Genomic DNA, 21,420 nt, shown 5'->3' with positions numbered 1-21,420 from the left:
GGGGGGGGGGGGGCACGGGCGCCGCCGCCCCCCCCGCCCGCCCCGCCCCCCCCGGGGGGGGCCCCGGCCCCCCCCGCCCCCACCCCTCGGTGGACGCCGCGGTCGGCTCGGATACCGAGCCGACCCGTCCTCGTCAGCCGTTCTTGATGCGGTTGGTGAGCTCCGTGACCTGGTTGTAGATGGAGCGGCGCTCGGCCATCAGCGCGCGGATCTTGCGGTCCGCGTGCATCACGGTCGTGTGGTCCCGTCCGCCGAACTGGGCACCGATCTTCGGCAGGGACAGATCCGTCAGCTCACGGCAGAGGTACATGGCGATCTGCCGCGCCGTGACCAGGACCCTGCTGCGCGAGGAGCCGCACAGGTCGTCCACGGTGAGCCCGAAGTAGTCGGCGGTCGCCGCCATGATCGCGGTCGCCGTGATCTCCGGAGCCGAGTCCTCGCCGCCGGGGATCAGGTCCTTGAGCACGATCTCGGTCAGGCCCAGGTCCACCGGCTGCCGGTTGAGCGAGGCGAACGCCGTCACACGGATCAGCGCGCCCTCCAGCTCACGGATGTTGCGCGAGATCCGGGACGCGATGAACTCCAGGACCTCCGGCGGGGCATTGAGCTGCTCCTGCACGGCCTTCTTGCGCAGGATGGCGATCCGGGTCTCCAGCTCGGGCGGCTGGACGTCGGTGATCAGCCCCCACTCGAAGCGGTTCCGCAGCCGGTCCTCCAGCGTGACCAGCTGCTTCGGCGGCCGGTCGCTGGAGAGCACGATCTGCTTGTTCGCGTTGTGGAGCGTGTTGAAGGTGTGGAAGAACTCCTCCTGCGTCGACTCCTTGTCCGCGAGGAACTGGATGTCGTCGACCAGCAGGATGTCCATCTCCCGGTACCGCTTGCGGAAGCTGTCGCCCTTGCCGTCCCGGATGGAGTTGATGAACTCGTTGGTGAACTCCTCCGAGCTCACGTACCGCACCCGGGTGCCCGGGTAGAGGCTGCGCGCGTAATGGCCGATCGCGTGCAGCAGGTGCGTCTTGCCCAGGCCCGACTCCCCGTAGATGAACAGCGGGTTGTACGCCTTCGCCGGCGCCTCGGCGACGGCCACGGCGGCGGCGTGCGCGAACCGGTTCGAGGCACCGATGACGAACGTGTCGAAGAGGTACTTGGGGTTCAGCCGCGCGGTGGGCTCGCCCGGCCCGGTGGCCGGCGCGGGCTGCGCCGCCTTCGGCCCGGGGGCACCGCTCGACGACGGCAGCGAGGGACCGCCCCTGCGGACCTGGCCGCTTCCGGAGGGGTCCTGGAGGTCGCGCCGGTCGGGGCGCTGGTCGTAGTCGGCGCGCTGCTGCTCGTAGTCCTGGCGCTGCTGGTCGTAGGACGGCCGCTCCATCGACTGCGGCCGGTAGTCCTGCTGCGGCGAGGCGTACGGGTCTCGGTCGGGGAAACCGAAGCGCTGCTGCTGCCAGCCGTAGTCCTCCTGCGCGTGGCGGGGCCAGCCGCCGGGCTCGGACCGCTGGTAGTCCGGATACGCGGGACGGGCGGTGGGCAGCTGGTCACCGGGAGCGCCGGGCAGGTGTTCGGCGCGACCGCCCCGGTGGTCGTCGGCGCGGTGCCGCCCGTACCCCTCGTACTCGTCGCGCCGCTGGGACTCGTACGGACCGCGGTCCTCCCGCCCCTGCGGCTCGTAGGTGCTCCGGCCGTGGCGCCCCTGCCCGCCGTCGTAGCCGGTGCGGTCGTCGCGGCCCGGGGCGTCGTAGCCGCGGTCGTCCCGCTGGCTCTCGTGCGCGCCGCGCTCCTCCCGCCCCTGCCCGCCGTCGTAGGCCCCGCGCTCGTCGCGCCCCCGGTCGCCGTCGTACGTGCCGCGTTCCTCGCGCTCCTGGCCGTCGTACCCGTCGCGGCCCGGACCGGTGACGGTCTCGGGCTCCTCGTAGCGGGGGGCGGCGGGGGTGGGAGGCGGCTCGCCGGCGGTGTCGTCGACGGTGATGGCGATACGGATCGGCCGACCGCACTCACGGCTCAGCGTCTCGCTCACGATCGGGGCGAGACGGCCCTCCAGCACGCCCTTCGCGAACTCGTTCGGAACGGCGAGCAGGGCGGTGTCCGCGACCAGCGCCAGCGGCTGGCAGCGTTTGATCCAGTGCTCGTCCTTGACCTCGACGCCCTGTCCGCGGCCTTCACCGAGGAGTTGCTCCAGTACTCGCGGCCACACTGCGGCAAGATCGGCAGGTACGTCAGCCACAGGGCACGCTCTCTCACGGGTCCCACGAACGTGTGGTTCTGGGAACGGGTCGGTCAGGCAGTCGGTGTGGGGCGGGGAACAAAACCGCTGGGGCGGTGAGAACGGAACGAATCGGAGTTCAGCCACGGTAGTCAGCACGACCGGTACGGTTCAAGTTGTTGTCCCCAGCCTGTGGACAGTGTCCCCCGCGAGCGACTGGTTTGACCGGATGGCGTAGCCGCGCGTACCGTAACCAGGTCGAGTTGTCGATGGCTGCTGCCGCCTGCCTCCGATGGGCACAGATCGCGAAGCGTGATCGGGAAGCGGTGCACTCGGGCGTAAAGCGAGGTTCCTCGTGGGCGCACGGTGACAGCCAGGACGGCACCCCGCCACCACCGATTCTTTCTGGAGCCCCCGAGTGAGCAAGCGCACCTTCCAGCCGAACAACCGTCGTCGCGCCAAGACCCACGGCTTCCGCCTGCGGATGCGCACCCGTGCCGGCCGCGCGATTCTCGCGAACCGCCGTGGCAAGGGTCGCGCCAGCCTGTCCGCCTGATTACTCGCAGGTCATGATCTCGTGCTGCCTACCGAGCATCGGCTGAGGCGGCGCGAGGACTTCGCGACCGCGGTACGCCGAGGACGCCGGGCCGGACGCCCGCTTCTCGTCGTCCACCTTCGTAGCGGTGCACCGGACCCGCACGCGCCTGGGGAGAGCGCTCCCCAGACACGTGCGGGTTTCGTCGTGAGCAAGGCCGTGGGCGGAGCGGTGGTACGCAACACGGTGAAGCGCAGGCTTCGCCACTTGATGCGTGACCGGGTCGCCCTGTTGCCCCCCGGTAGCCTGGTAGTCGTACGAGCGCTGCCCGGTGCGGGCGACGCCGACCATGAACAGCTGGCCCGAGACCTGGACGCCGCCCTGCAGCGGCTGCTGGGAGGGGGCGCGCGATGAAGTACCCACTGCTGGCCTTGATCAAGATCTATCAGTGGACGATCAGCCCATTGCTCGGGCCGGTCTGCAAGTACTACCCGTCGTGCTCCCACTACGGCTACACGGCCATCGACCGGCACGGGGCGATCAAGGGCACGGCACTCACCGCCTGGCGCATCCTCCGGTGCAATCCGTGGTCGCTCGGCGGTGTGGACCATGTTCCGCAGCGCAAGCGTCCGCGGTGGCACGAATCGCTGCGTAACGCCTGGCGTGCACGCAAGGGCGGGACCTCCGCCGCCGAACCGGCCACCGGGGACACCACTGCCCCGAGCCCGGCCGCCGAGACCCCGTCCCATGCTCAAGGAGCCTGATTAGTGGACACGATTGCCAGTCTTTTCAGCTTCATCACGACACCCGTTTCCTGGGTCATCGTCCAGTTCCACTCCGTGTACGGGAAGATCTTCGGTCCCGACACGGGCTGGGCCTGGGGCTTGTCCATCGTGTCCCTGGTGATTTTGATCCGGATCTGCCTGATCCCGCTCTTCGTGAAGCAGATCAAGGCCACTCGGGCCATGCAGACGCTGCAGCCCGAGATGAAGAAGATCCAGGAGCGCTACAAGAACGACAAGCAGCGCCAGTCCGAAGAGATGATGAAGCTGTACAAGGAGTCGGGCACCAACCCGCTCTCCTCGTGCCTTCCCATCCTCGCCCAGTCGCCGTTCTTCTTCGCCCTCTACCACGTGCTCAACGGCATCGCGACGGGCAAGACGATCGGCGTCATCGACGATCAGCTGCTTGCGAGCGCACGCCAGGCCCACATCTTCGGCGCCCCGCTCGCGGCGAAGTTCACGGACAGCGCCGACAAGGTCGCCGCGCTCGGTGCCACGATCACCGACGTCCGCGTCGTCACCGCGATCATGATCGTGCTGATGTCGGGTTCGCAGTTCTACACCCAGCGTCAGCTGATGACGAAGAACGTCGACACCACGGTGAAGACGCCCTTCATGCAGCAGCAGAAGATGCTGATGTACGTCTTCCCGGTCATGTTCGCCGTCTTCGGCATCAACTTCCCGGTCGGTGTCCTCGTCTACTGGCTGACGACCAACGTGTGGACCATGGGCCAGCAGATGTACGTCATCCGCAACAACCCCACTCCGGGTTCGAAGGCCCAGGCCGCCTACCTGGAGCGCCTGCAGAAGCACGTGACGCACCACGGCAAGACCCGCAGCCGTCGCGACAGGGTCATCGTCAAGGCCATCGTGGCCAAGGGCCGGGACCGCAACGAGTTCGAGCGCAAGTTCATCAACGGTCTCACCAAGGCCGGTCTCGTGGCCCAGCCCGACGGCGTGGTGATGAAGAGCGACAGCGCGACCGTCGTGGAGACCGAGGACGGCACCACGACGACGGCCCCGGCCGCTCCCAAGCGCCAGCAGCCCAAGCGGCAGTCCAAGTCCCAGCGCCAGTCGTCCGTGACCGCCGGCGGTGCCAAGCCGGTGGACGAGTCCGGCCCGAAGACATCGCTGAGCAAGTCCGACGAGCCGCAGGACGCCAAGCCGGCCGCCGCCGGCGGCCAGCCCGGCACCGGTACCCGCAGCAAGGCCCAGTCCGGACAGCGCAAGGGTCCGCAGCGGCCCAAGTCCCCGTCCAAGAAGTAAGAAGGAGTCCATCCCGTGACGGAAGGCACCACCTCCGCCGCCGCTGAGGGCGACACCCTGACCCGCCTGGAGCAGGAAGGCGAGATCGCGGCGGACTACCTCGAAGGTCTGCTCGACATCGCCGATCTCGACGGCGACATCGACATGGATGTCGAGGCCGACCGCGCCGCTGTCTCGATCATCAGCGACTCGGGCGGCCGCGACCTGCAGAAGCTGGTCGGCCGTGACGGCGAGGTGCTGGAGGCGCTCCAGGAGCTCACGCGGCTGGCCGTGCACCGGGAGACCGGAGACCGCAGCCGGCTGATGCTGGACATCGCCGGGTTCCGCGCCAAGAAGCGTGAGGAGCTGTCGGAGCTGGGGGCCAAGGCCGCCGCCGAGGTCAAGAGCTCCGGGGAGCCGGTGAAGATGGACCCGATGACGCCCTTCGAGCGCAAGGTGGTGCACGACGCGATCAAGGCCGCGGGCCTGCGCAGCGAGTCCGAGGGCGAGGAGCCGCAGCGCTTCGTCGTCGTGCTCCCCGCCTGATCGGTACGTACGCTTCCTCGGCCCCGTCTGTTGCGCAGGCGGGGCCGAAACTTTGTCAGCCTGGTAGTCCCGGCAGCTCGGGTTCCCGACAGCTGTCAGTCCCCGGTAGTCCTGGTGATCAGCGCCCAGAGCGCCCAAGCGGTACGGAAGGACGGTCCCCCGTGACGGAGGCAGCGGAGCTTCCCCCCGCGCCCGAGCAGGCGCGTGAGGTATTCGGCGATCGCTTCGCGGACGCGGTCCGATACGCGGAACTGCTGGCCGAGGCGGGAGTGCAGCGCGGGCTCATCGGCCCCCGCGAGGTGCCGCGGCTCTGGGAGCGTCATCTGCTGAACTGCGCGGTGCTCTCCGAGGTCGTCCCCGAGAACGTGACCGTGTGCGACGTCGGCTCCGGTGCGGGACTCCCCGGAATCCCCCTGGCACTCGTCCGCGAGGACCTCAAGATCACGCTGCTGGAGCCTCTCCTGCGCCGGACCACCTTCCTGACCGAGGTCGTGGAACTCCTCGGCCTCGACCACGTGACCGTCGTGCGCGGCCGTGCCGAGGAGGTCATGGGCAAGGTCCAGCCGGTGCACGTGGTGACGGCCCGGGCGGTCGCCCCGCTCGACCGGCTCGCCGGCTGGGGCATCCCGCTGCTGCGGCCCTACGGCGAGATGCTCGCCCTCAAGGGCGACACCGCCGAGGAGGAGCTGAAGGCCGCCGCCACGGCGCTCGCCAAACTCGGTGCCGTCGAGACCTCGGTCCTCCAGGTCGGAGAGGGGATCGTGGACCCTCTGTCGACGGTCGTGCGCGTCGAAGTGGGGGAGAGCCCCGGTGGCGTGCGCTTCGCGGCGAAGCGGGCCAAGGCGGCCCGGACGGGCCGGACGCGCCGGCGCCGCTGACCCTCGGACGAGCGGAACGCCGAAACTCCCGGTCTCCCGTGTGGGGAGCCGGGAGTTTCCTGTGTCCTGAGCAAGGGTGTCGCCCTTGGGCGGATCAGCTCGGCACGAAGTCGCATGTGCCGTACTCCACACAAGCAGGCATACCCGCACATGTCGGAGTGTCGCGCCGAGATGGGTCAGACGGCTAGGCATCGTGTTTCACGTGAAACGTCGCTCACTGTTGCAGGGCATCATCAGTCGTGGCCGCGCTGCGGCCGAACCGCGCGAGCGAAAGCCTCTTGGTTCACTCGGAAAGAGGGCCGAGGTGTCCACAGAGGTGGATTTCTCCACAGAACAACGGGCCTCGCTGGTTCACGACCCCGATCGCATGGGAGGCTCTGTTCATTGCGAGCCTGAAGTCGAGGAGAGTGAATCCTTGCGGTCCGACGCCAACATCGCGGGACCGATGACCGATCCGGTCCCCGGTCCCCGTACCGAGTCGACGGGGGAGGATGTTTCACGTGAAACACCGCCCCCGATGGACGACACTCCCATCGGTCGTGCTGCCCAGCTGGCTGTGGAGGCGCTGGGTCGCGCCGGGGAGGGCCTACCGCGGCCTGAGCAGACCCGCGTCATGGTCGTCGCCAACCAGAAGGGTGGCGTAGGCAAGACCACGACCACGGTCAACCTCGCCGCCTCGCTGGCACTGCACGGCGGCCGCGTCCTGGTGATCGACCTCGACCCTCAGGGCAATGCCTCCACCGCGCTGGGGATCGACCACCATGCCGAGGTTCCGTCGATCTACGACGTGCTGATCGACAGCAAGCCTCTCTCCGAAGTGGTCCAGGCGGTTCCCGACGTCGAGGGACTCTTCTGCGCTCCCGCGACGATCGATCTCGCCGGAGCCGAGATCGAGCTGGTCTCGCTCGTGGCCCGGGAGAGCCGGCTGGAGCGGGCGATCCAGGCGTACGAGCAGCCCCTGGACTACATCCTCATCGACTGTCCGCCGTCGCTGGGCCTCCTGACCGTCAACGCGCTCGTCGCCGGCGCGGAGGTCCTCATCCCCATCCAGTGCGAGTACTACGCTCTGGAAGGTCTGGGGCAGCTTCTGCGCAACGTCGACCTGGTGCGCGGCCACCTCAACCCCGACCTGCACGTCTCGACGATCCTGCTCACCATGTACGACGGGCGGACGCGTCTGGCGTCCCAGGTCGCGGACGAAGTCCGCAGCCACTTCGGTGAGGAAGTTCTGCGGACGAGCATCCCGCGTTCGGTCCGCATCTCCGAGGCCCCGAGCTACGGGCAGACCGTCCTGACCTACGATCCGGGTTCGAGCGGTGCTCTCTCGTATCTTGAGGCAGCACGCGAGATCGCCCTCCGCGGAGTCGGAGTGTCGTACGACGCGCAACATGCCCACACGGGCGCACGGAATGATCGGAACATGGTGGAGGGGATCCAGTGAGCGAGCGACGAAGGGGGTTGGGGCGAGGTCTTGGTGCGCTGATCCCTGCGGCTCCCACAGGTGAGCGTGCGGGCGGGTCGACGGGTGGGCCGGCGTCGCCGAACCCCGCTCCCGTTCTCACTGCGGAACGCGGAGTGGCGGCGGCCAAGGTCGCCACGCTCCCACGTGTCGCGCAGGAGACGGACGAGCCGTCGACGGACCGGCCCACGGAGTCCCTGCAGGCTCCGGCCGGCGCTCATTTCGCCGAGCTTCCCCTCGACTTCATCACCCCGAACCCGCGCCAGCCTCGCGAAGTCTTCGACGAGGACGCCCTGGCCGAACTCGTCACCTCCATCAAGGAGGTCGGGCTGCTCCAGCCGGTCGTCGTGCGCCAGGTGGGACCCTCGCGCTTCGAGCTGATCATGGGAGAGCGGCGCTTCCGTGCCTGCCGTGAGGCCGGGCTCGACGTCATTCCGGCGATCGTCCGGGCCACGGACGACGAGAAGCTCCTGCTGGACGCGCTGCTGGAGAACCTGCACCGTGCTCAGCTGAACCCGCTGGAAGAGGCCGCGGCCTACGACCAGCTGCTGAAGGACTTCAACTGTACCCACGACCAGCTGGCCGACCGGATCGGACGTTCACGTCCACAGGTCTCCAACACGCTGCGTCTGCTGAAGCTCTCGCCGTCCGTTCAGCGTCGCGTGGCGGCGGGCGTTCTCTCCGCGGGGCACGCACGTGCCCTGCTCTCCGTCGACGACTCGGAGGAGCAGGACCGTCTCGCCCACCGCATCGTGGCCGAGGGGCTTTCCGTGCGAGCCGTGGAAGAGATCGTCACCCTCATGGGGTCCGGTCCCCGGACTGCTCAGCGGGCGAAGGGCCCTCGTGCCGGCGGCCGGGTCTCACCGGCGCTGAGCGAGCTGGCGACGCGTCTGTCCGACCGCTTCGAAACGCGCGTGAAGGTCGACCTGGGGCAGAAGAAGGGCAAGATCACTGTCGAGTTCGCTTCGATGGAAGACCTCGAGCGCATCCTCGGTTCTCTCGCACCCGGTGAGGGACCGGTCCTCCAGAACGGTCTTGCGGACGACGACTCCGACGCCACGGAGGCCTGAGGCAGGTTCTGGTGGACCGATCACCGATCGGTCGACGAACGGCGAAGCGGGCCGTGTCCGGTGTGTACCGGAACACGGCCTGCTCTTTGCTTTCTGGCGGTATCGAGGGAATCGCATCGTGGATACGATGCGATGGGGTATGGCGCGTTCACCTGGCAGCACCTTCATCGGGAGGCGGGGGCCATGCACATCGTGAGCCGTACCGGACTGGTCACCGCGGGTCTGGGGCTGGGCGCCGTCGGAGGGTTCGTCGGCAGCCTGCTCAGCGAAAGGCGCCATCTGACATCCGCCCGTGACGCCGCGGGGGAAGGAAGCGAGGAACATCCTTCATGGGGCGTCGGATCGTACCGCTCACGCTGGACAACCTCCCGGATCTTCCCCAGCGCTGTCGCTCGTGCGTCTTCTGGGAGTTGGATCCCGTCAGCGGTGAGGCAGCGGTAGGAGCTGGGACGGCCGCGTCGGAGAAGGAGGCATGGATCTCCGCGGTGCTGCTGGACTGGGGGTCCTGTGGCCGCGTGGTCTACGTGGACGACGTTCCGGCGGGATTCGTTCTCTATGCTCCGCCTGCTTACGTCCCGCGGTCGACGGCGTTCTCCACCAGTCCGGTGTCCCCCGACGCGGTTCAGTTGATCACGTCGTTCATCCTGCCGGGGTACCAGGGACAGGGCCTGGGGCGCGTCATGGTGCAGACGGTGGCCAAGGATCTGCTGCAGCGGGGCTTCAAGGCGATCGAAGTATTCGGTGACGCCCGGTGGAAGGAGCCGGCGTGTGTGCTGCCTGCCGACCACCTTCTGGCCGTGGGCTTCAAAACGGTCCGTCCCCACCCCCTGTATCCACGACTGAGGCTGGAGTTGCGGACGACGCTCTCCTGGAAGGAAGACGTCGAGTTGGCGCTGGACCGCCTGCTCGGCGCCGTGCAGAAGGAACCAGCGCTGCGGCCTCTCTGAGGCTTTCGCAGGTCTGCGCAGTGCGTGGTGGCGGGCGGACCTCCGTCTGGCTCTCGGCCCCTCCGAACGCCCCTGTGATGCCCGCCAACACGGAGAGGGCCGGCCCGGGCGGGCCGGCCCTCTCCGTGTTTCACGTGAAACATGCGCCGTGTACGGCCGCCGTCGACTACTCGCTGATGAAGTCCTCGAGATCGCGCACGATCGCGGCCTTCGCCTTGGCACCGACGATGGTCTTCGCGACCTCCCCGCCCTGGTAGACGTTCAGGGTCGGGATGGACATGACGCCGTACTTGGCGGCCGTGCCCGGGTTCTCGTCGATGTTGAGCTTGACGATCTCGATCTTGTCGCCGTACTCGGCCGCGATCGCCTCCAGCGACGGGGCGATCTGACGGCACGGACCGCACCAGGCGGCCCAGAAGTCCACCAGTACGGGCTTGTCGTTCTTGAGCACGTCCTGCTCGAAGGAGTCGTCGGTCACGTTCTTCAGGGTGCCGGCCACGGCGGGCTCCTTAATTCGTTGTTGCGGTGGGGAAGGCGGGGTCAGACGGTGGCGGCCGCGGTCGCCGCCTCGCTGTCCGCAAGGGCAGCGAGGTAGCGCTCGGCGTCCAGGGCGGCGGAGCAGCCGGTGCCGGCAGCGGTGATCGCCTGGCGGTACGTGTGGTCGACGACGTCACCGGCACCGAAGACGCCGGTCAGGTTCGTCCGCGTCGACGGGGCGGCAACCTTCAGGTAGCCCTCCCCGTCGAGGTCGAGCTGGCCCTTGAACAGTTCGGTGCGCGGGTCGTGCCCGATGGCGATGAACAACCCGGTCACCGGGAGCTCCGAGGTCTCACCGGTCTTGAGGTTGCGAAGGGTCACACCGGCGAGCTTCGGATCGCCCTTGATCTCGGCGACCTCGCTGTCCCACACGAACGTGATCTTCGGGTCGGCGAAGGCACGCTCCTGCATCGCCTTGGACGCCCGGAGGGTGTCCCGGCGGTGCACGATGGTCACGGACTTCGCGAAGCGCGAGAGGAAGGTGGCCTCCTCCATCGCGGTGTCGCCACCACCGATGACGGCGATGTCCTGGTCCTTGAAGAAGAAGCCGTCACACGTCGCACACCACGAGACGCCGCGTCCGGACAGCGTGTCCTCGTTGGGGAGGCCGAGCTTGCGGTGCTGCGACCCGGTCGTCACGATGATCGCCTTGGCGCGGTGCACCGTCCCGGCGGTGTCCGTGACGGTCTTGATCTCACCGGTGAGGTCGACAGCGACCACGTCGTCCGGCACGAGTTCCGCGCCGAAGCGCTCGGCCTGGGCGCGCATGTTGTCCATGAGCTCGGGTCCCATGACACCGTCCTGGAAGCCCGGGAAGTTCTCGACCTCGGTGGTGTTCATGAGCGCACCGCCCGCTGTGACAGCGCCCTCGAAGACCAGCGGCTTCAGCGACGCGCGCGCGGTGTAGAGCGCCGCCGTGTAGCCGGCGGGCCCGGACCCGATGATGATCACGTTACGGACGTCGCTCACGGCTTCATTCCTCGTCTCTGGAGACTGCTACGTACCGGTGGGAGCCTCTCTCGGTACTCTCACCCCACCCAACGGATCCTAAGGGGCTTCAATTCCCGCTGTGTCCGGGCACACGGAGACGGGTTCCCGCACAGAGATGCCATGTGCCCTCCCGGCCGTCGGTGGTCCGGCATTCGGGTGCCCGGAGAGGGCATCGGAGATGTCTCGCGATCGCCGGCAATCACCCGGAGGCGTGGTTCAGGAGCGCGGGTACGACCGTGTCAGGAGCAGTTTCCCCGGCTTGGGGGAGGTCTGCTTCACACAGGTGGCATCGATGATGTGGGCCGTCACCTTGGTCTTGTCGGCCGGGTCGGCCATCAGGAGGAGAAAGACGTCCTTCCCCTCGTAGGTGCCGGTTTTGGCCGCCAGGAGTGCTCCGGTGTCGTCGGTTCCCTGCCGGACGCAGTTCGGCACGGACGGCGTGGGCGTCATGAGGGTGCCGACGTCACCGGAGTCGGCACCTGTGTCCTGCGACTGCACGCCCCAGGGCTTGACGGTGCCCGAAGGCTTGGCCGACCGCTTCTGCCGGAGGAGGTCGGCCACGTCGCCCCGCAACGTGGCCGCGGAAAACGTGTCCGGTGCGCTGGAGTCCAGTGGACGGGCAGCCGGGGTCTTGTCACCGGATCCGTGGCCCCCCACGGTCTGCACCAGAACGACGGCGACCCCGAGCACGGCGGCTGCGACAGCGGTTCCGAGAAGGGTGACGGTTCCCCGCCGCCGACGGACCCGACGGAGGCGACCCGGTCCCGTCGCGGCACGAGGGTGCCCCGAGGGGCGATCCGTCGATGTTTCACGTGAAACATGTCCGGCCGCCCTGGCCGTGTCGCCCTCGGTGGGCTCATCGGCCGTCGCTGTGTCGGGGTGAGCCTCTGCTGCCAGGGCCGCATCGATCCGGCCGACGACGTCGACCGGCATCTCCCCCGGGGTGGGCAGATCGGTGAGGAGCGCCCTGATCTCCTCCAGTGAGTCGTACACGTCGGCGCAGAGCGCGCAGCCGTCCACGTGCCGACGTACCGCCTCGGACCGCGATGCCGGGAGCAGACCTTCGGTGAGGTCGGAGAGCTCCGCGACGTCCGGGTGTCCGGCCGTGTCCGCCGTGGATGTCACGCTCGCCCACCTCCGCCCTTCACTGCACTGTCGTCACTCGCCCCCGCGTCACGAGGGTGTGTGTCGCGCGGCTCGGCTGCTGGTGGGACGGATGTCCCCTGCGTCCGGTTCCGTCCTCGGTCCGACTTCTCGGGTGCCTTCTCATCCGGGCCCTGGGTCCGCAGATGGGTGAGGAGAGGAAGGAGTCTGGCCCTCCCCCGGGCGCAGCGGCTCTTCACGGTGCCGGTCGGTACGTCGAGTACACGCGCCGCCTCCGCCACGGGGTAGCCCTGCATGTCCACCAGGACGAGAACGGCACGCTGATCGGCGGGGAGCGTGTTCAGCGCGGCGATGAGCTCACGGTGCAGGTCGTTGCGCTCGGCCGGGGCGGAGGCCGACTCGTGGGGCTCGAGAAGTTGCTCCAAGCGCTGGGTGTCCTCGACCGGTGAGGTCCGTCGGGACGCTGCCTTGCGGGCGCGGTCCAGGCACGCGTTCACGGTGATGCGATGCAACCAGGTCGTGACGGCCGACTGGCCCCGGAAGGTGTGGGCGGCCCGGTAGGCGGATACGAGGGCGTCCTGGACGGCGTCAGCGGCCTCCTCGCGGTCTCCCAGCGTCCGCAGGGCCACGGCCCAGAGCCGGTCGCGGTGGCGTCTGACGAGTTCGCCGAAGGCGTCGGGGTCGCCAGCCACGTGCCGGGACAGGAGGTCCTGGTCGCTCGCGCCACCGGACACGGCGTCATGACCCATCGGACCCCCTCCCCCTCGTCGACCGCTGTCAGCCGGTGAACTTCACGTCCGTGACCGCCTGCTTGTAGCCGGCACTGCTGTATCCGTCACTGGGAGCGTTCGGCACATCCGTGATCCACAGGAGCACGTACTGCGTCTTCACCGTCTTGGCCGCCTTCACCTTCATGGTGGTTCCCGTCGTGGTGGCGGTGCCGATCTCCTTCATCCCATCCACGGATGCGGAGGGGGTCAGGGAATCCGTGGCGTAGAGATGGACCGTCGTGTGGTCGCCCGCGTACCGGAGCCCTATCGAGGCCGCCGACACGGTCCGAGCGGAACCGAGGTCGTAGACGATGCCGACACCCGGCTTGTACGGGGCGAGCTTGGGGCCGGCGTTGTACTTCTTCGTGCGCCAGTACGTGTCGCTGTCGCCGTCGTAGGTGTTCGCCACGTCCTCCGGTGCCTGGGGGGAGCCCTCGGCCACGTACTCGCGGGCGCCCTCGACCGTGATCGGCCGGACCGGCTTGGTGTCGTCGCTGTTCTTGTCGTTGCCGTCCGTCGTGTGGGTCTGCTTGGTGTCGTCCGACTTGTTGCCCCGATCCATGAGCGCGTCGGCGAGCTGCCAACTGCCCAGTCCGAGAGCGGCGATGAGCAGCGCGGACACGGCCCACTTCAGCGCCTTGCCCGTCCGGCTCTGCAGCGGAGGCGGCGGAGCCCCCACGGACGGGGTGGCGCCCGGAGTGGACGGGCGGCCGTACGTGCCCTGCTGGTAGGACGTGCGCTGGTACTCGGGCGGGGCGGTGAAGGCCGGCTCCGGGGGGCGGATGCGGGGCATCTCACCGATCGCCTTGACCAGTTCCTCCGGAGTGGTGCACGGAGACTCGTGGCGGGACGCGGTCGCCCCGTCATTGGCGAGCGCGCGCATGGCGAGCTCCGACAGGCCGCGGTGCACTCCGGCCCGTACCTGGTCGGGTGCGATCAGACCGATGTCCTTGGGGAGCCCGGAGAGGCCGTAGGCGTCCTCCTCGTACGGCCAGCGCTGGGTGAGAGAGGCGTACAGAAGCGCTCCGATGGCCTCGGTGTCCGTGCGCTGGGGGGTGTCGGAGCTGATCCCGCGCAGTGCCGCGTTGACGGCGAGCCCGCGGATGCGCCACTGCCCCGACGAGGTCCGCAGCACGGCACCCGGCGTGAGGCGCAGGTGCGCGAGACCCTCGCGATGGGCGGCGGCCATGGCCTGCGAGACCTGACTGACCATCTGGTACGCCTCGTGCACCTCGAGAGGCCCGGACACGAGGAGCGCGGTCAGCTCGGTGGCATCGGGCAGCCACTCGTGCACCACGTAGACGAGGTCGTTCTCCTCGACGGCGTCCAGCACCTGGACGAAGCGGGGATCGCCCAGCAGGGCGGAGGACCGGGCCGCCGCGAGGACCGAGCGGGCCCGCGGATGATCGGCCGGCAGCAGGTGGACCCCGACGGCACGGCGGAGTTTCTCGTCCACCGCACGCCAGCTGCTGAAGCCGTCCAGACGGGTGACGCACTCCTCGAGGCGGTAGCGCCTCGCGAGTTTGTGACCACTGTGCAGTTCGGGCGGTGCTGCCTTCTCCGGGCTCTCGGGCCCGCCGCTCCGCTGTGCCTCTTGGCTGTCCGTTTCCCGCTCCCGGTCTTGGGCCACCCCGTCGGACGTGGACTGGTCCGCCTTCGCGGTCAGCGGCTCGTCGCCGCTGTTGTCTGCCACGTCGACGGCAGACGTGCTCCGTTCCGCCACCGTCGTCCCTGCCTCCCCATCCGTTGCGCGCTGTCCGACGCAGAAACCAATTGTGCCCACAGTCCGGCGCTATGCACGACACACGGCGGCGGACGATGGTTGTGCGCGTACCCCCGCCTCAGCGCCCCAGGCGCCCGCGGACCATTCCGACCATCGAATTGAGCTCCTCGATACGCATCTTGCGCGCGGCGACGTAGAAGAGCCCGAGCAGTGCGATCGATCCGGCGACGAGTGCGGCGATCGAGCCGATCGCTCCATGGCCGAGAACGCGCGTGACGGCGAAGCCGACAGCGCCGCCCACCACGGTGCCCGGGATGGACGCCAGGCAGAGGCGGGCGTAGGTCCGCAGCACACGCGAGCCGTCCAGATCGCCGCCCAGACGCTTGCGCAGCCGCTGCCAGGCCACTCCGACGCCCACGGCGTAGGCCAGGCCGTAGGCGCCGGCCATGCCGACGACCGCCCACTGAGCGGGCAGCACCATGTAACAGACGGCGGACGCGGCGGCGTTGACGCCGGCCACGATCACCGTGTTGTAGAAGGGGGTGCGCGTGTCCTCGTAGGCGTAGAAGCCGCGCAGGATCACGTACTGCACCGAGAAGGGGATGAGGCCGAGCGCGAACGCCATGAGGACGTAGCCCTGGGACTCGGCCGCGCCGAGCCCGCTCGACCCGAAGAGCAGGGTGCACATGGGGACGCCGAGCGCGATGAACATGAAGGACACGGGGACGATCGCCACGGCCGAGGTGCGAAGTCCCTGCGAGATGTCGTCGCGGACGGCACCCGGGTCGCCGTCGTGGGCGGCCCGCGAGATCCGCGGAAGCATGGCGGCCATGACGGACACGGTGATGATCGCCTGCGGCATGCCCCAGATCAACTGGGCGTTCGAGTAGGCCAGGATGCCTGTTCCGCCCTTGCCCGAGGCCTCCTGTGCCGCCGTCGCCAGCTGGGTGACGACGATGACGCCGGCCTGGTTGGCCAGGACGAAGAGGACGGTCCATTTGGCCAGGTGGACGGCCTTGCCGAGTCCGTGGCCCCGCCAGTCGAAGCGCGGGCGGAAGCGGAAACCGGCCTCGCGCAGGTAGGGGACCATGGCCAGGGCCTGGACCACGAGGCCGAGCAGGGTGCCGACACCGAGCAGCCGAACGCCGTCCGGCGGGATGTTCTCCACCCGCATACCGGAGTGCTGTGCGGTCCCGTAGACCCAGAGGAACATTCCGAAGGTGCAGATCATGACGATGTTGTTCAGGACCGGAGTCCACATCATCGCGCCGAACTTGCCGCGGGCGTTGAGGATCTGGCCCATGACCACGTGAACACCCATGAAGAAGATCGTGGGCAGGCAGTACCGGGCGAAGGTGACCGCCACGTTGTTGGCGGCCTGATTGCTCGCGACGGAGTCCGACATCAGATGGATCAGCAACGGCGCGATGAAGACCGCCGCGGTGACGATCACGGCCAGCGCGACCATGACGAGCGTCAGCAGGCGGTTGGCGTAGGCCTCGCCGCCGTCCTCGTCCTCCTTCATGGACCGCACGAGCTGCGGAACGAAAACGGAGTTGAGTCCGCCGCCGACCGTCAGGATGTAGATCATCGTCGGCAGGGTGTACGCGACGGTCCAGGCGTCGCCGAGCGCCGCCGCACCGAGCGCCGCCGTGATGATCATGGTGCGCACGAACCCGGTGAGGCGGGACACCAGGGTGCCCGCGGCCATCACCGCGCTGGACTTCAGCAAGCCGGAGGCCCGGCCGCCCGACTTCGCCGGAGCCGGTGCGGGTGGCATCGGAGGCTCGGCGGCCGGCGGAGCGGCTTCCGCCGCCGGCGCGGGGACCCCGGCCGGGGCATGGGTGCCGCGGGAGCCGCCCTGCTGCTGGTCGCGGAAGAGGTGAGCGAAGGCATCGGGCTCGTGCTCTCCCTCGCCGGCCTGGGTGACCAGGTCGTCCACCCCCACGTACTGGGTGGTCCGGGCGTCGTCTCCGTACGGAAGGTGCCGTGTCGGCCCCGCCGGCTCCGGAGGGGGCGTCTGAGCCCACACCCGCGGGTCGGGGGCGTACTGCGGTGTGGGCGGCTGGGCGTAGAGCTGCTGCTGGTGGTGGTACGCCCCGGGAGGCGGCGGAGGATGCGCGGCACGGTCGTACAACGCCTCCGTCACCGGATCCTGCGCCGAGAGGTCCTGCCCTCGATAGGGATCCTGGTCGTAGGCGTCCTGGAGGTACATGTCCGCGGGATGCCCCTGCGGACTCTGGCCCGCGTCCGGCGCGCCCTCGGGGTAGCCGGAGCGGTCCGCGTCCCGGCCCGGGTACTCCTCGGGAAAGCCCGAGGGACCCGCGCCCTGTCCGCGGTCACCGTCGTACGGCGCGTTCATGGTTACCCCACCTCATCGTCCCCGGGCCCACCGGCCACGACATCGCTCAACGGTCCACTCTCTCACCCGTGCCGGACGGGTCGGTGCTTTCCGGAGCGGTGTCCGGTGTCGGGTCACTCGGCTGCCCCGGGCCCTCCGCACCGTACGCGGGACCCGCCGTGTTCCCGGGCGTCACCCCGGTGTCCTCGGCGTCGCCCGTGTCCACGGTGCCTGCGTCCGCATCCTCGTTCACGGCGTCGGCCCCGGGCCCGGCGTCCGGCCCGTCCTCGCCCTGCCGGGCCGCGGCCCGCTTGCGCTGGGTGTACATACGGAACCCGGCGAGCACGAGGAGCAGGACGCCGCCTCCGATGACCAGCATGACCGTGGAGGTGATCTCGGTGACCTTCACCTCGAATGGCACGGGATCGCCGTAGGGCTGGCCGTCCTCCGTGTACAGCTGGGCGACCACCTTCACCGGACCGTTGGCCTTGGTGGAGGTGGTGAACTTCACCGACTGGCTGTGCTCGCCCGCGACCCTGATGGGCTGTTCGTCGTACGGACCGTCGCCGATCTTGAGTCGGGTCGGCTGCTGCGAGGTGAGGCGCAGCACCAGGTTGTCGACACCTTGGACGAGGTTGTTCTGGACGGTCACCGGGATCGTGGCGCTGCGCCCGGAGAGTTTCGCGTCCGACTTCTTGATGAGGTGAACCAGCCCGGTGAGTCCGTCCAGGTAGGAGTTCACCCCCTCGCGGAAGGTCTCGCCCTCGGCGGATCGACCACGCCAGGACGTCGACATCCCGCGGTCTATGGCCCTGCCGAAGGGGGTGACCACACGCGACTGATCGGTGAGGATCACCTTGAACCTGTCGAGCGTGGACTGGGTGCTCTGCATCCACTCGAAGGCGGCCGCGGACAACTGCTGCTTCTTCAGGGCCGACGGGTACGAGGAGGCCGAAGGGACCCGTGTGGTGGCGCGCGGGTCCGGCTTGGCCTTGGCCGCCGCTGCCAGTCCCTGGTTCTCCGACCAGCCCCCGCGCTGGAGGGCCCTCAGCGCCTCGGCCATCGTCTGGGCCTGGCTGGCGCTGGGCATGCGCTGCGGGGCGACGACGACGGAGCGCTGGGCCGAGTCCTGAAGATTGATCATCAAGCTCTGGGCGAGGAACGTCTGGACGGCGAGGGTGGAGGTACCGGCGTTCAGCATGTCGCCTTGGAACGCCGTGGAGAGCCGCTCGTCCGCGACCACCGCCGTGGTGCCGCCCCCGATGGGGCGCGCGGCGTTCGGCGTGTAGGACAGACTGCCCGTCTCGCGGAGGCTGTCGCTGCGGGCGATCACCGTGTCCGCGCCGGCCGAGGTGGCCACCTTCACGATCGACGGATCGATCGCGCCCTCCGCGGGCCAGGCAAAGTCCGTGCTGGGCTTCACATGGACGATGGTCTCCACCGTGCTCGCGGCCACGTCGGTGGCGTCCTTGAGGTGACTCAGGGAACCGGCGACGCTCCTGCCCGTGTGGGCGAGGGAGGCGATGTCGGGATCGGCGAAGGGGAGGGCGACGATCTTCTGCCCTTGGACCGTCTTCTCCAGCTTGTCGAGCCAGGTCTTGGCCACGTCCTGGTTGTTCCCGGCGACGGTGGTGCCGTCCGCCTGCTGGATGCGGTATCCGCCCCGCATCGCGTCGACCGAGGCCAGCAGATCCGGATCGAGCACCCAGGTCACGTCGAGCCCGCTGCCCAGGGACAGGAGCTGGTCCAGCCGACCGCCCGGGGAGATCGCCTTCGCCAGGTCGTCGTTCTTGAAGACGGGGGTCTGCTGCTTGTCCGAGCCGGTCTCCGCCGTGAGGTGCACGGTGGAGATCAGAGGCCAGAGAAAGGTCGTCTTCGTCTTCGTGTCCGCTGTGTCGGGCTGCCAGGGAAGGAACGTCCGCTTGATCCCGAGCACCTGGTCCCAGGGCCGGGCCGTGGTCCGGCCCGTGAGGGAGACACCGAGCTGGTAGACCCCCTCGTCGCCGAGGTCGAGGTCCTTGACCGGCACCGAGATGCTGAAGTTCTGTGAACTGCCCGACGCGAGTCGCGTGACCTTCGCGACATACTTGCCGCCGACCTCGGCGGCGTCGAGGCCCGGCTGGAAGCTGGTGAGTCTGGCCGCGGTGTCGATGGCGGAGCGTGTCGCCAGCGGGGAGGAGCCCACCCGGATGCCCACATGGGCGTCCGTGACGGTCTGCTTGGTCCGGTTGGTGACCGAACCCGCGACGGTGACGGTGTCGCCGTCCGCGGGAGCGCTGGGAGTCAGCGAGTCGATGCTGATGTCGACCCCGCCCGAGCCCGCGGCATCGGCCACGGCAGCCTTCTCGGCGGCTTGGGCGGGCGTACCGAGGGGGAGGAACAGCCCGGCCAGCAGCGGCGCCCCGGCCAGCAGCGCACCGCCGCGCCGGAGCCACCGACGGGCAGGTGAGGCACTCGTCCCCTGGAAGTCTGCCGCCTCGGCCACGCGCTCGCCCGTCCCTCGTCGTCGTCAGTGGTCGTCGGAATGTGCGTCCACGCATGGTAACGATGCGCGCTGAGGGTAAGTGCCGCGGAGTGGTCCACAAGATCGGCGGAGAGCGCCGACTGTCCTGTATGTGGGTCTATCGATCACTGGGAAACCTGGGTCCCCGGTACAAGTTTTATCGAGGCGCTTCGCGACGTCCCGGCCACGTACCCTTTTCTGTTGTGCCGAACGCCAATGAAGACAATCCCCGTGCCCTGAGTCAGGTACAGCGCCGTGCGGTCAGCGAACTGCTGCGGGTGTCCCCTGTCGCCGACGAGCTCGCCCGCCGCTTTCAGGAGGCGGGGTTCTCCCTCGCTCTGGTCGGCGGCTCGGTCCGCGACGCGCTCCTCGGCCGGCTCGGCAACGACCTGGACTTCACGACGGATGCCCGCCCGGAGGACATCCTGCGGATCGTCCGGCCCTGGGCGGATGCCGTGTGGGAGGTCGGAATCGCCTTCGGCACCGTCGGAGCGCAGAAGGCCGCTCGCGGGGAGGACGGGGAGCAGACGTTCCAGATCGAGATCACCACGTATCGATCCGAGGCGTACGACCGGACCTCACGCAAGCCCGAGGTCTCCTACGGCGACTCCATCGAGGAAGATCTCGTCCGCCGGGACTTCACCGTGAACGCGATGGCGGTCGCGCTGCCGGCGAAGGAGTTCATCGACCCGCACGGCGGTCTGGACCACCTGGACGCCCGCGTGCTGCGCACCCCGGGGGCACCGGAGGACTCCTTCTCCGACGATCCGCTCCGTATGATGCGAGCCGCCCGATTCGCCGCGCAGCTCGACTTCGCGGTGGCGCCCGAGGTCGTCGAGGCCATGACGGGCATGGCGGGACGCATCGAGATCGTCTCGGCAGAGCGTGTGCGGGACGAGCTGAACAAGCTCATCGTCTCGGCCTATCCCCGTAAGGGGCTCACCCTGCTGGTCGACACCGGCCTGGCCGCGCACGTGCTTCCCGAGCTCCCCGCGCTGCGGCTGGAGAGCGACGAGCATCACCGGCACAAGGACGTGTACGAGCACACGTTGATCGTCCTGGAGCAGGCGATCGCCTTGGAGGAGGACGGTCCCGACCTCGTCCTTCGTCTGGCCGCCCTGCTGCACGACATCGGCAAGCCGCGGACCCGTCGTTTCGAGAGCGACGGGCGGGTCTCGTTCCACCATCACGAGGTCGTCGGCGCCAAGATGACCAAGAAGCGGATGACCGCACTCAAATACGCGAACGACCTCGTGAAAGACGTCTCGCGCCTCGTCGAGCTGCACCTGCGCTTCCACGGCTACGGAACGGGCGAATGGACGGATTCGGCCGTCCGACGCTACGTCCGGGACGCCGGGCCGCTCCTCGGCCGCCTGCACAAGCTGACCCGCTCCGACTGCACCACGCGGAACAAGCGGCGGGCGGGTGCGCTCTCACGCGCCTATGACGGCTTGGAGGACCGCATCGCTCAGTTGCAGGAGCAGGAGGAGCTCGATGCGATCCGTCCGGACCTCGACGGCAACCAGATCATGGACATTCTGGGGGTCGGACCCGGTCCTGCGATCGGCAGAGCGTACAAGTTCCTCCTGGAGTTGCGGCTGGAGAACGGTCCGATGGAGCAGGAAGCGGCGACCGCCGCGCTCAAGGAGTGGTGGGCCGAGCAGAGCTGAACGGTGCGGCGGTGGGGGGGGTGGTGATGGTAAACATAATCACCACACACCCCGGGCGGGGGGGGGGGGGGGGTGGCGGCAAACCCCCGCGCAGGGGGGGGGGGGGGGCGTGGTGGTTGGAGG

General features: G+C 69.0%; 18 protein-coding genes. 10 read left to right on the top strand and 8 right to left on the bottom strand.

Going from position 1 to position 21,420, the window contains the following annotated elements; genetic code table 11:
• Positions 1-133: 133 nt before the first annotated feature.
• A complete protein-coding gene (gene dnaA / locus ACGFS9_RS09970; RefSeq protein ID WP_393251893.1) occupies positions 134-2,218 on the bottom strand; it encodes a chromosomal replication initiator protein DnaA in 2,085 nt (694 codons plus the stop codon).
• A gap of 397 nt (positions 2,219-2,615) precedes the next feature.
• Here dnaA and rpmH point away from each other — a divergent pair, with 397 nt between their 5' ends.
• From rpmH to ACGFS9_RS09925, 9 genes are all read left to right on the top strand, one after another.
• On the top strand, positions 2,616-2,753 hold the full coding sequence (rpmH, locus tag ACGFS9_RS09965) for a 50S ribosomal protein L34 (protein WP_006381191.1): 138 nt from the start codon (positions 2,616-2,618) through the stop codon (positions 2,751-2,753).
• Between the two features lie 21 nt (positions 2,754-2,774).
• Positions 2,775-3,146, top strand: coding sequence for a ribonuclease P protein component (rnpA, locus tag ACGFS9_RS09960; RefSeq protein WP_393251892.1), 372 nt, complete (start codon positions 2,775-2,777; stop codon positions 3,144-3,146).
• Positions 3,143-3,496, top strand: a complete 354-nt coding sequence (gene yidD, locus ACGFS9_RS09955; protein WP_393251891.1) for a membrane protein insertion efficiency factor YidD — start codon at positions 3,143-3,145, stop codon at positions 3,494-3,496. Before rnpA ends, yidD begins: the two co-directional genes overlap by 4 nt.
• A gap of 3 nt (positions 3,497-3,499) precedes the next feature.
• Entirely contained in the window at positions 3,500-4,780 is a 1,281-nt protein-coding gene (yidC, locus tag ACGFS9_RS09950) for a membrane protein insertase YidC (RefSeq protein WP_393251889.1), read from the top strand.
• A 15-nt stretch (positions 4,781-4,795) separates the two neighbouring features.
• A complete protein-coding gene (locus ACGFS9_RS09945) occupies positions 4,796-5,305 on the top strand; it encodes a protein jag (protein ID WP_393251888.1) in 510 nt (169 codons plus the stop codon).
• Positions 5,306-5,466: 161 nt separating this feature from the next.
• Positions 5,467-6,183 carry a 16S rRNA (guanine(527)-N(7))-methyltransferase RsmG gene (gene rsmG, locus ACGFS9_RS09940; RefSeq protein ID WP_393251886.1) on the top strand — a complete coding sequence of 239 codons (717 nt, stop codon included), beginning with the start codon at positions 5,467-5,469 and terminating at the stop codon, positions 6,181-6,183.
• 367 nt (positions 6,184-6,550) lie between these two features.
• The gene (locus ACGFS9_RS09935; RefSeq protein WP_393252097.1) at positions 6,551-7,624 is read left to right on the top strand and encodes a ParA family protein; all 1,074 of its coding nucleotides are present in this window, start codon (positions 6,551-6,553) and stop codon (positions 7,622-7,624) included.
• Positions 7,621-8,712, top strand: coding sequence for a ParB/RepB/Spo0J family partition protein (locus tag ACGFS9_RS09930; protein ID WP_393251884.1), 1,092 nt, complete (start codon positions 7,621-7,623; stop codon positions 8,710-8,712). The genes ACGFS9_RS09935 and ACGFS9_RS09930 overlap by 4 nt, the downstream gene beginning before the upstream one ends.
• A 329-nt stretch (positions 8,713-9,041) precedes the next feature.
• The gene (locus tag ACGFS9_RS09925; protein WP_393251883.1) at positions 9,042-9,659 is read left to right on the top strand and encodes a GNAT family N-acetyltransferase; all 618 of its coding nucleotides are present in this window, start codon (positions 9,042-9,044) and stop codon (positions 9,657-9,659) included.
• A 166-nt stretch (positions 9,660-9,825) separates the two neighbouring features.
• Here the strand turns inward: ACGFS9_RS09925 and trxA are convergent, their stop codons facing one another.
• The 7 genes from trxA to ACGFS9_RS09890 form a co-directional block, all read right to left on the bottom strand.
• The gene (gene trxA, locus ACGFS9_RS09920) at positions 9,826-10,158 is read right to left on the bottom strand and encodes a thioredoxin (RefSeq protein WP_393251882.1); all 333 of its coding nucleotides are present in this window, start codon (positions 10,156-10,158) and stop codon (positions 9,826-9,828) included.
• A 41-nt stretch (positions 10,159-10,199) separates the two neighbouring features.
• A complete protein-coding gene (trxB, locus tag ACGFS9_RS09915; protein WP_393251881.1) occupies positions 10,200-11,165 on the bottom strand; it encodes a thioredoxin-disulfide reductase in 966 nt (321 codons plus the stop codon).
• A gap of 237 nt (positions 11,166-11,402) precedes the next feature.
• Positions 11,403-12,311 carry an anti-sigma factor family protein gene (locus tag ACGFS9_RS09910; RefSeq protein ID WP_393251879.1) on the bottom strand — a complete coding sequence of 303 codons (909 nt, stop codon included), beginning with the start codon at positions 12,309-12,311 and terminating at the stop codon, positions 11,403-11,405.
• Positions 12,308-13,039, bottom strand: a complete 732-nt coding sequence (gene sigM / locus ACGFS9_RS09905; protein ID WP_393251877.1) for an RNA polymerase sigma factor SigM — start codon at positions 13,037-13,039, stop codon at positions 12,308-12,310. Before sigM ends, ACGFS9_RS09910 begins: the two co-directional genes overlap by 4 nt.
• A gap of 28 nt (positions 13,040-13,067) precedes the next feature.
• Positions 13,068-14,783: a serine/threonine protein kinase gene (locus tag ACGFS9_RS09900; protein ID WP_393251876.1), complete on the bottom strand. Its 1,716-nt coding sequence runs from the start codon at positions 14,781-14,783 to the stop codon at positions 13,068-13,070.
• Between the two features lie 118 nt (positions 14,784-14,901).
• Positions 14,902-17,145 carry a murein biosynthesis integral membrane protein MurJ gene (gene murJ, locus ACGFS9_RS09895; RefSeq protein ID WP_393251874.1) on the bottom strand — a complete coding sequence of 748 codons (2,244 nt, stop codon included), beginning with the start codon at positions 17,143-17,145 and terminating at the stop codon, positions 14,902-14,904.
• 46 nt (positions 17,146-17,191) lie between these two features.
• Positions 17,192-19,609: a DUF6049 family protein gene (locus ACGFS9_RS09890; protein WP_393251873.1), complete on the bottom strand. Its 2,418-nt coding sequence runs from the start codon at positions 19,607-19,609 to the stop codon at positions 17,192-17,194.
• A gap of 221 nt (positions 19,610-19,830) precedes the next feature.
• Here ACGFS9_RS09890 and ACGFS9_RS09885 point away from each other — a divergent pair, with 221 nt between their 5' ends.
• Positions 19,831-21,297: a CCA tRNA nucleotidyltransferase gene (locus tag ACGFS9_RS09885; protein WP_393251871.1), complete on the top strand. Its 1,467-nt coding sequence runs from the start codon at positions 19,831-19,833 to the stop codon at positions 21,295-21,297.
• Positions 21,298-21,420 lie beyond the last annotated feature (123 nt).

This window comes from Streptomyces sp. NPDC048566, assembly GCF_043199735.1.
Lineage (GTDB): Bacteria > Actinomycetota > Actinomycetes > Streptomycetales > Streptomycetaceae > Streptomyces.
This window is presented reverse-complemented; position numbering and strand designations above follow the sequence as displayed.

Coding starts and splice junctions, on each gene's coding strand:
- ACGFS9_RS09935 (WP_393252097.1), top strand. CDS start 6,551: ATGGGAGGCTCTGTTCATTGCGAGCCTGAAGTCGAGGAGAGTGAATCC.
- ACGFS9_RS09925 (WP_393251883.1), top strand. CDS start 9,042: ATGGGGCGTCGGATCGTACCGCTCACGCTGGACAACCTCCCGGATCTT.
- yidD (WP_393251891.1), top strand. CDS start 3,143: ATGAAGTACCCACTGCTGGCCTTGATCAAGATCTATCAGTGGACGATC.
- murJ (WP_393251874.1), bottom strand. CDS start 17,145: ATGAACGCGCCGTACGACGGTGACCGCGGACAGGGCGCGGGTCCCTCG.
- sigM (WP_393251877.1), bottom strand. CDS start 13,039: ATGGGTCATGACGCCGTGTCCGGTGGCGCGAGCGACCAGGACCTCCTG.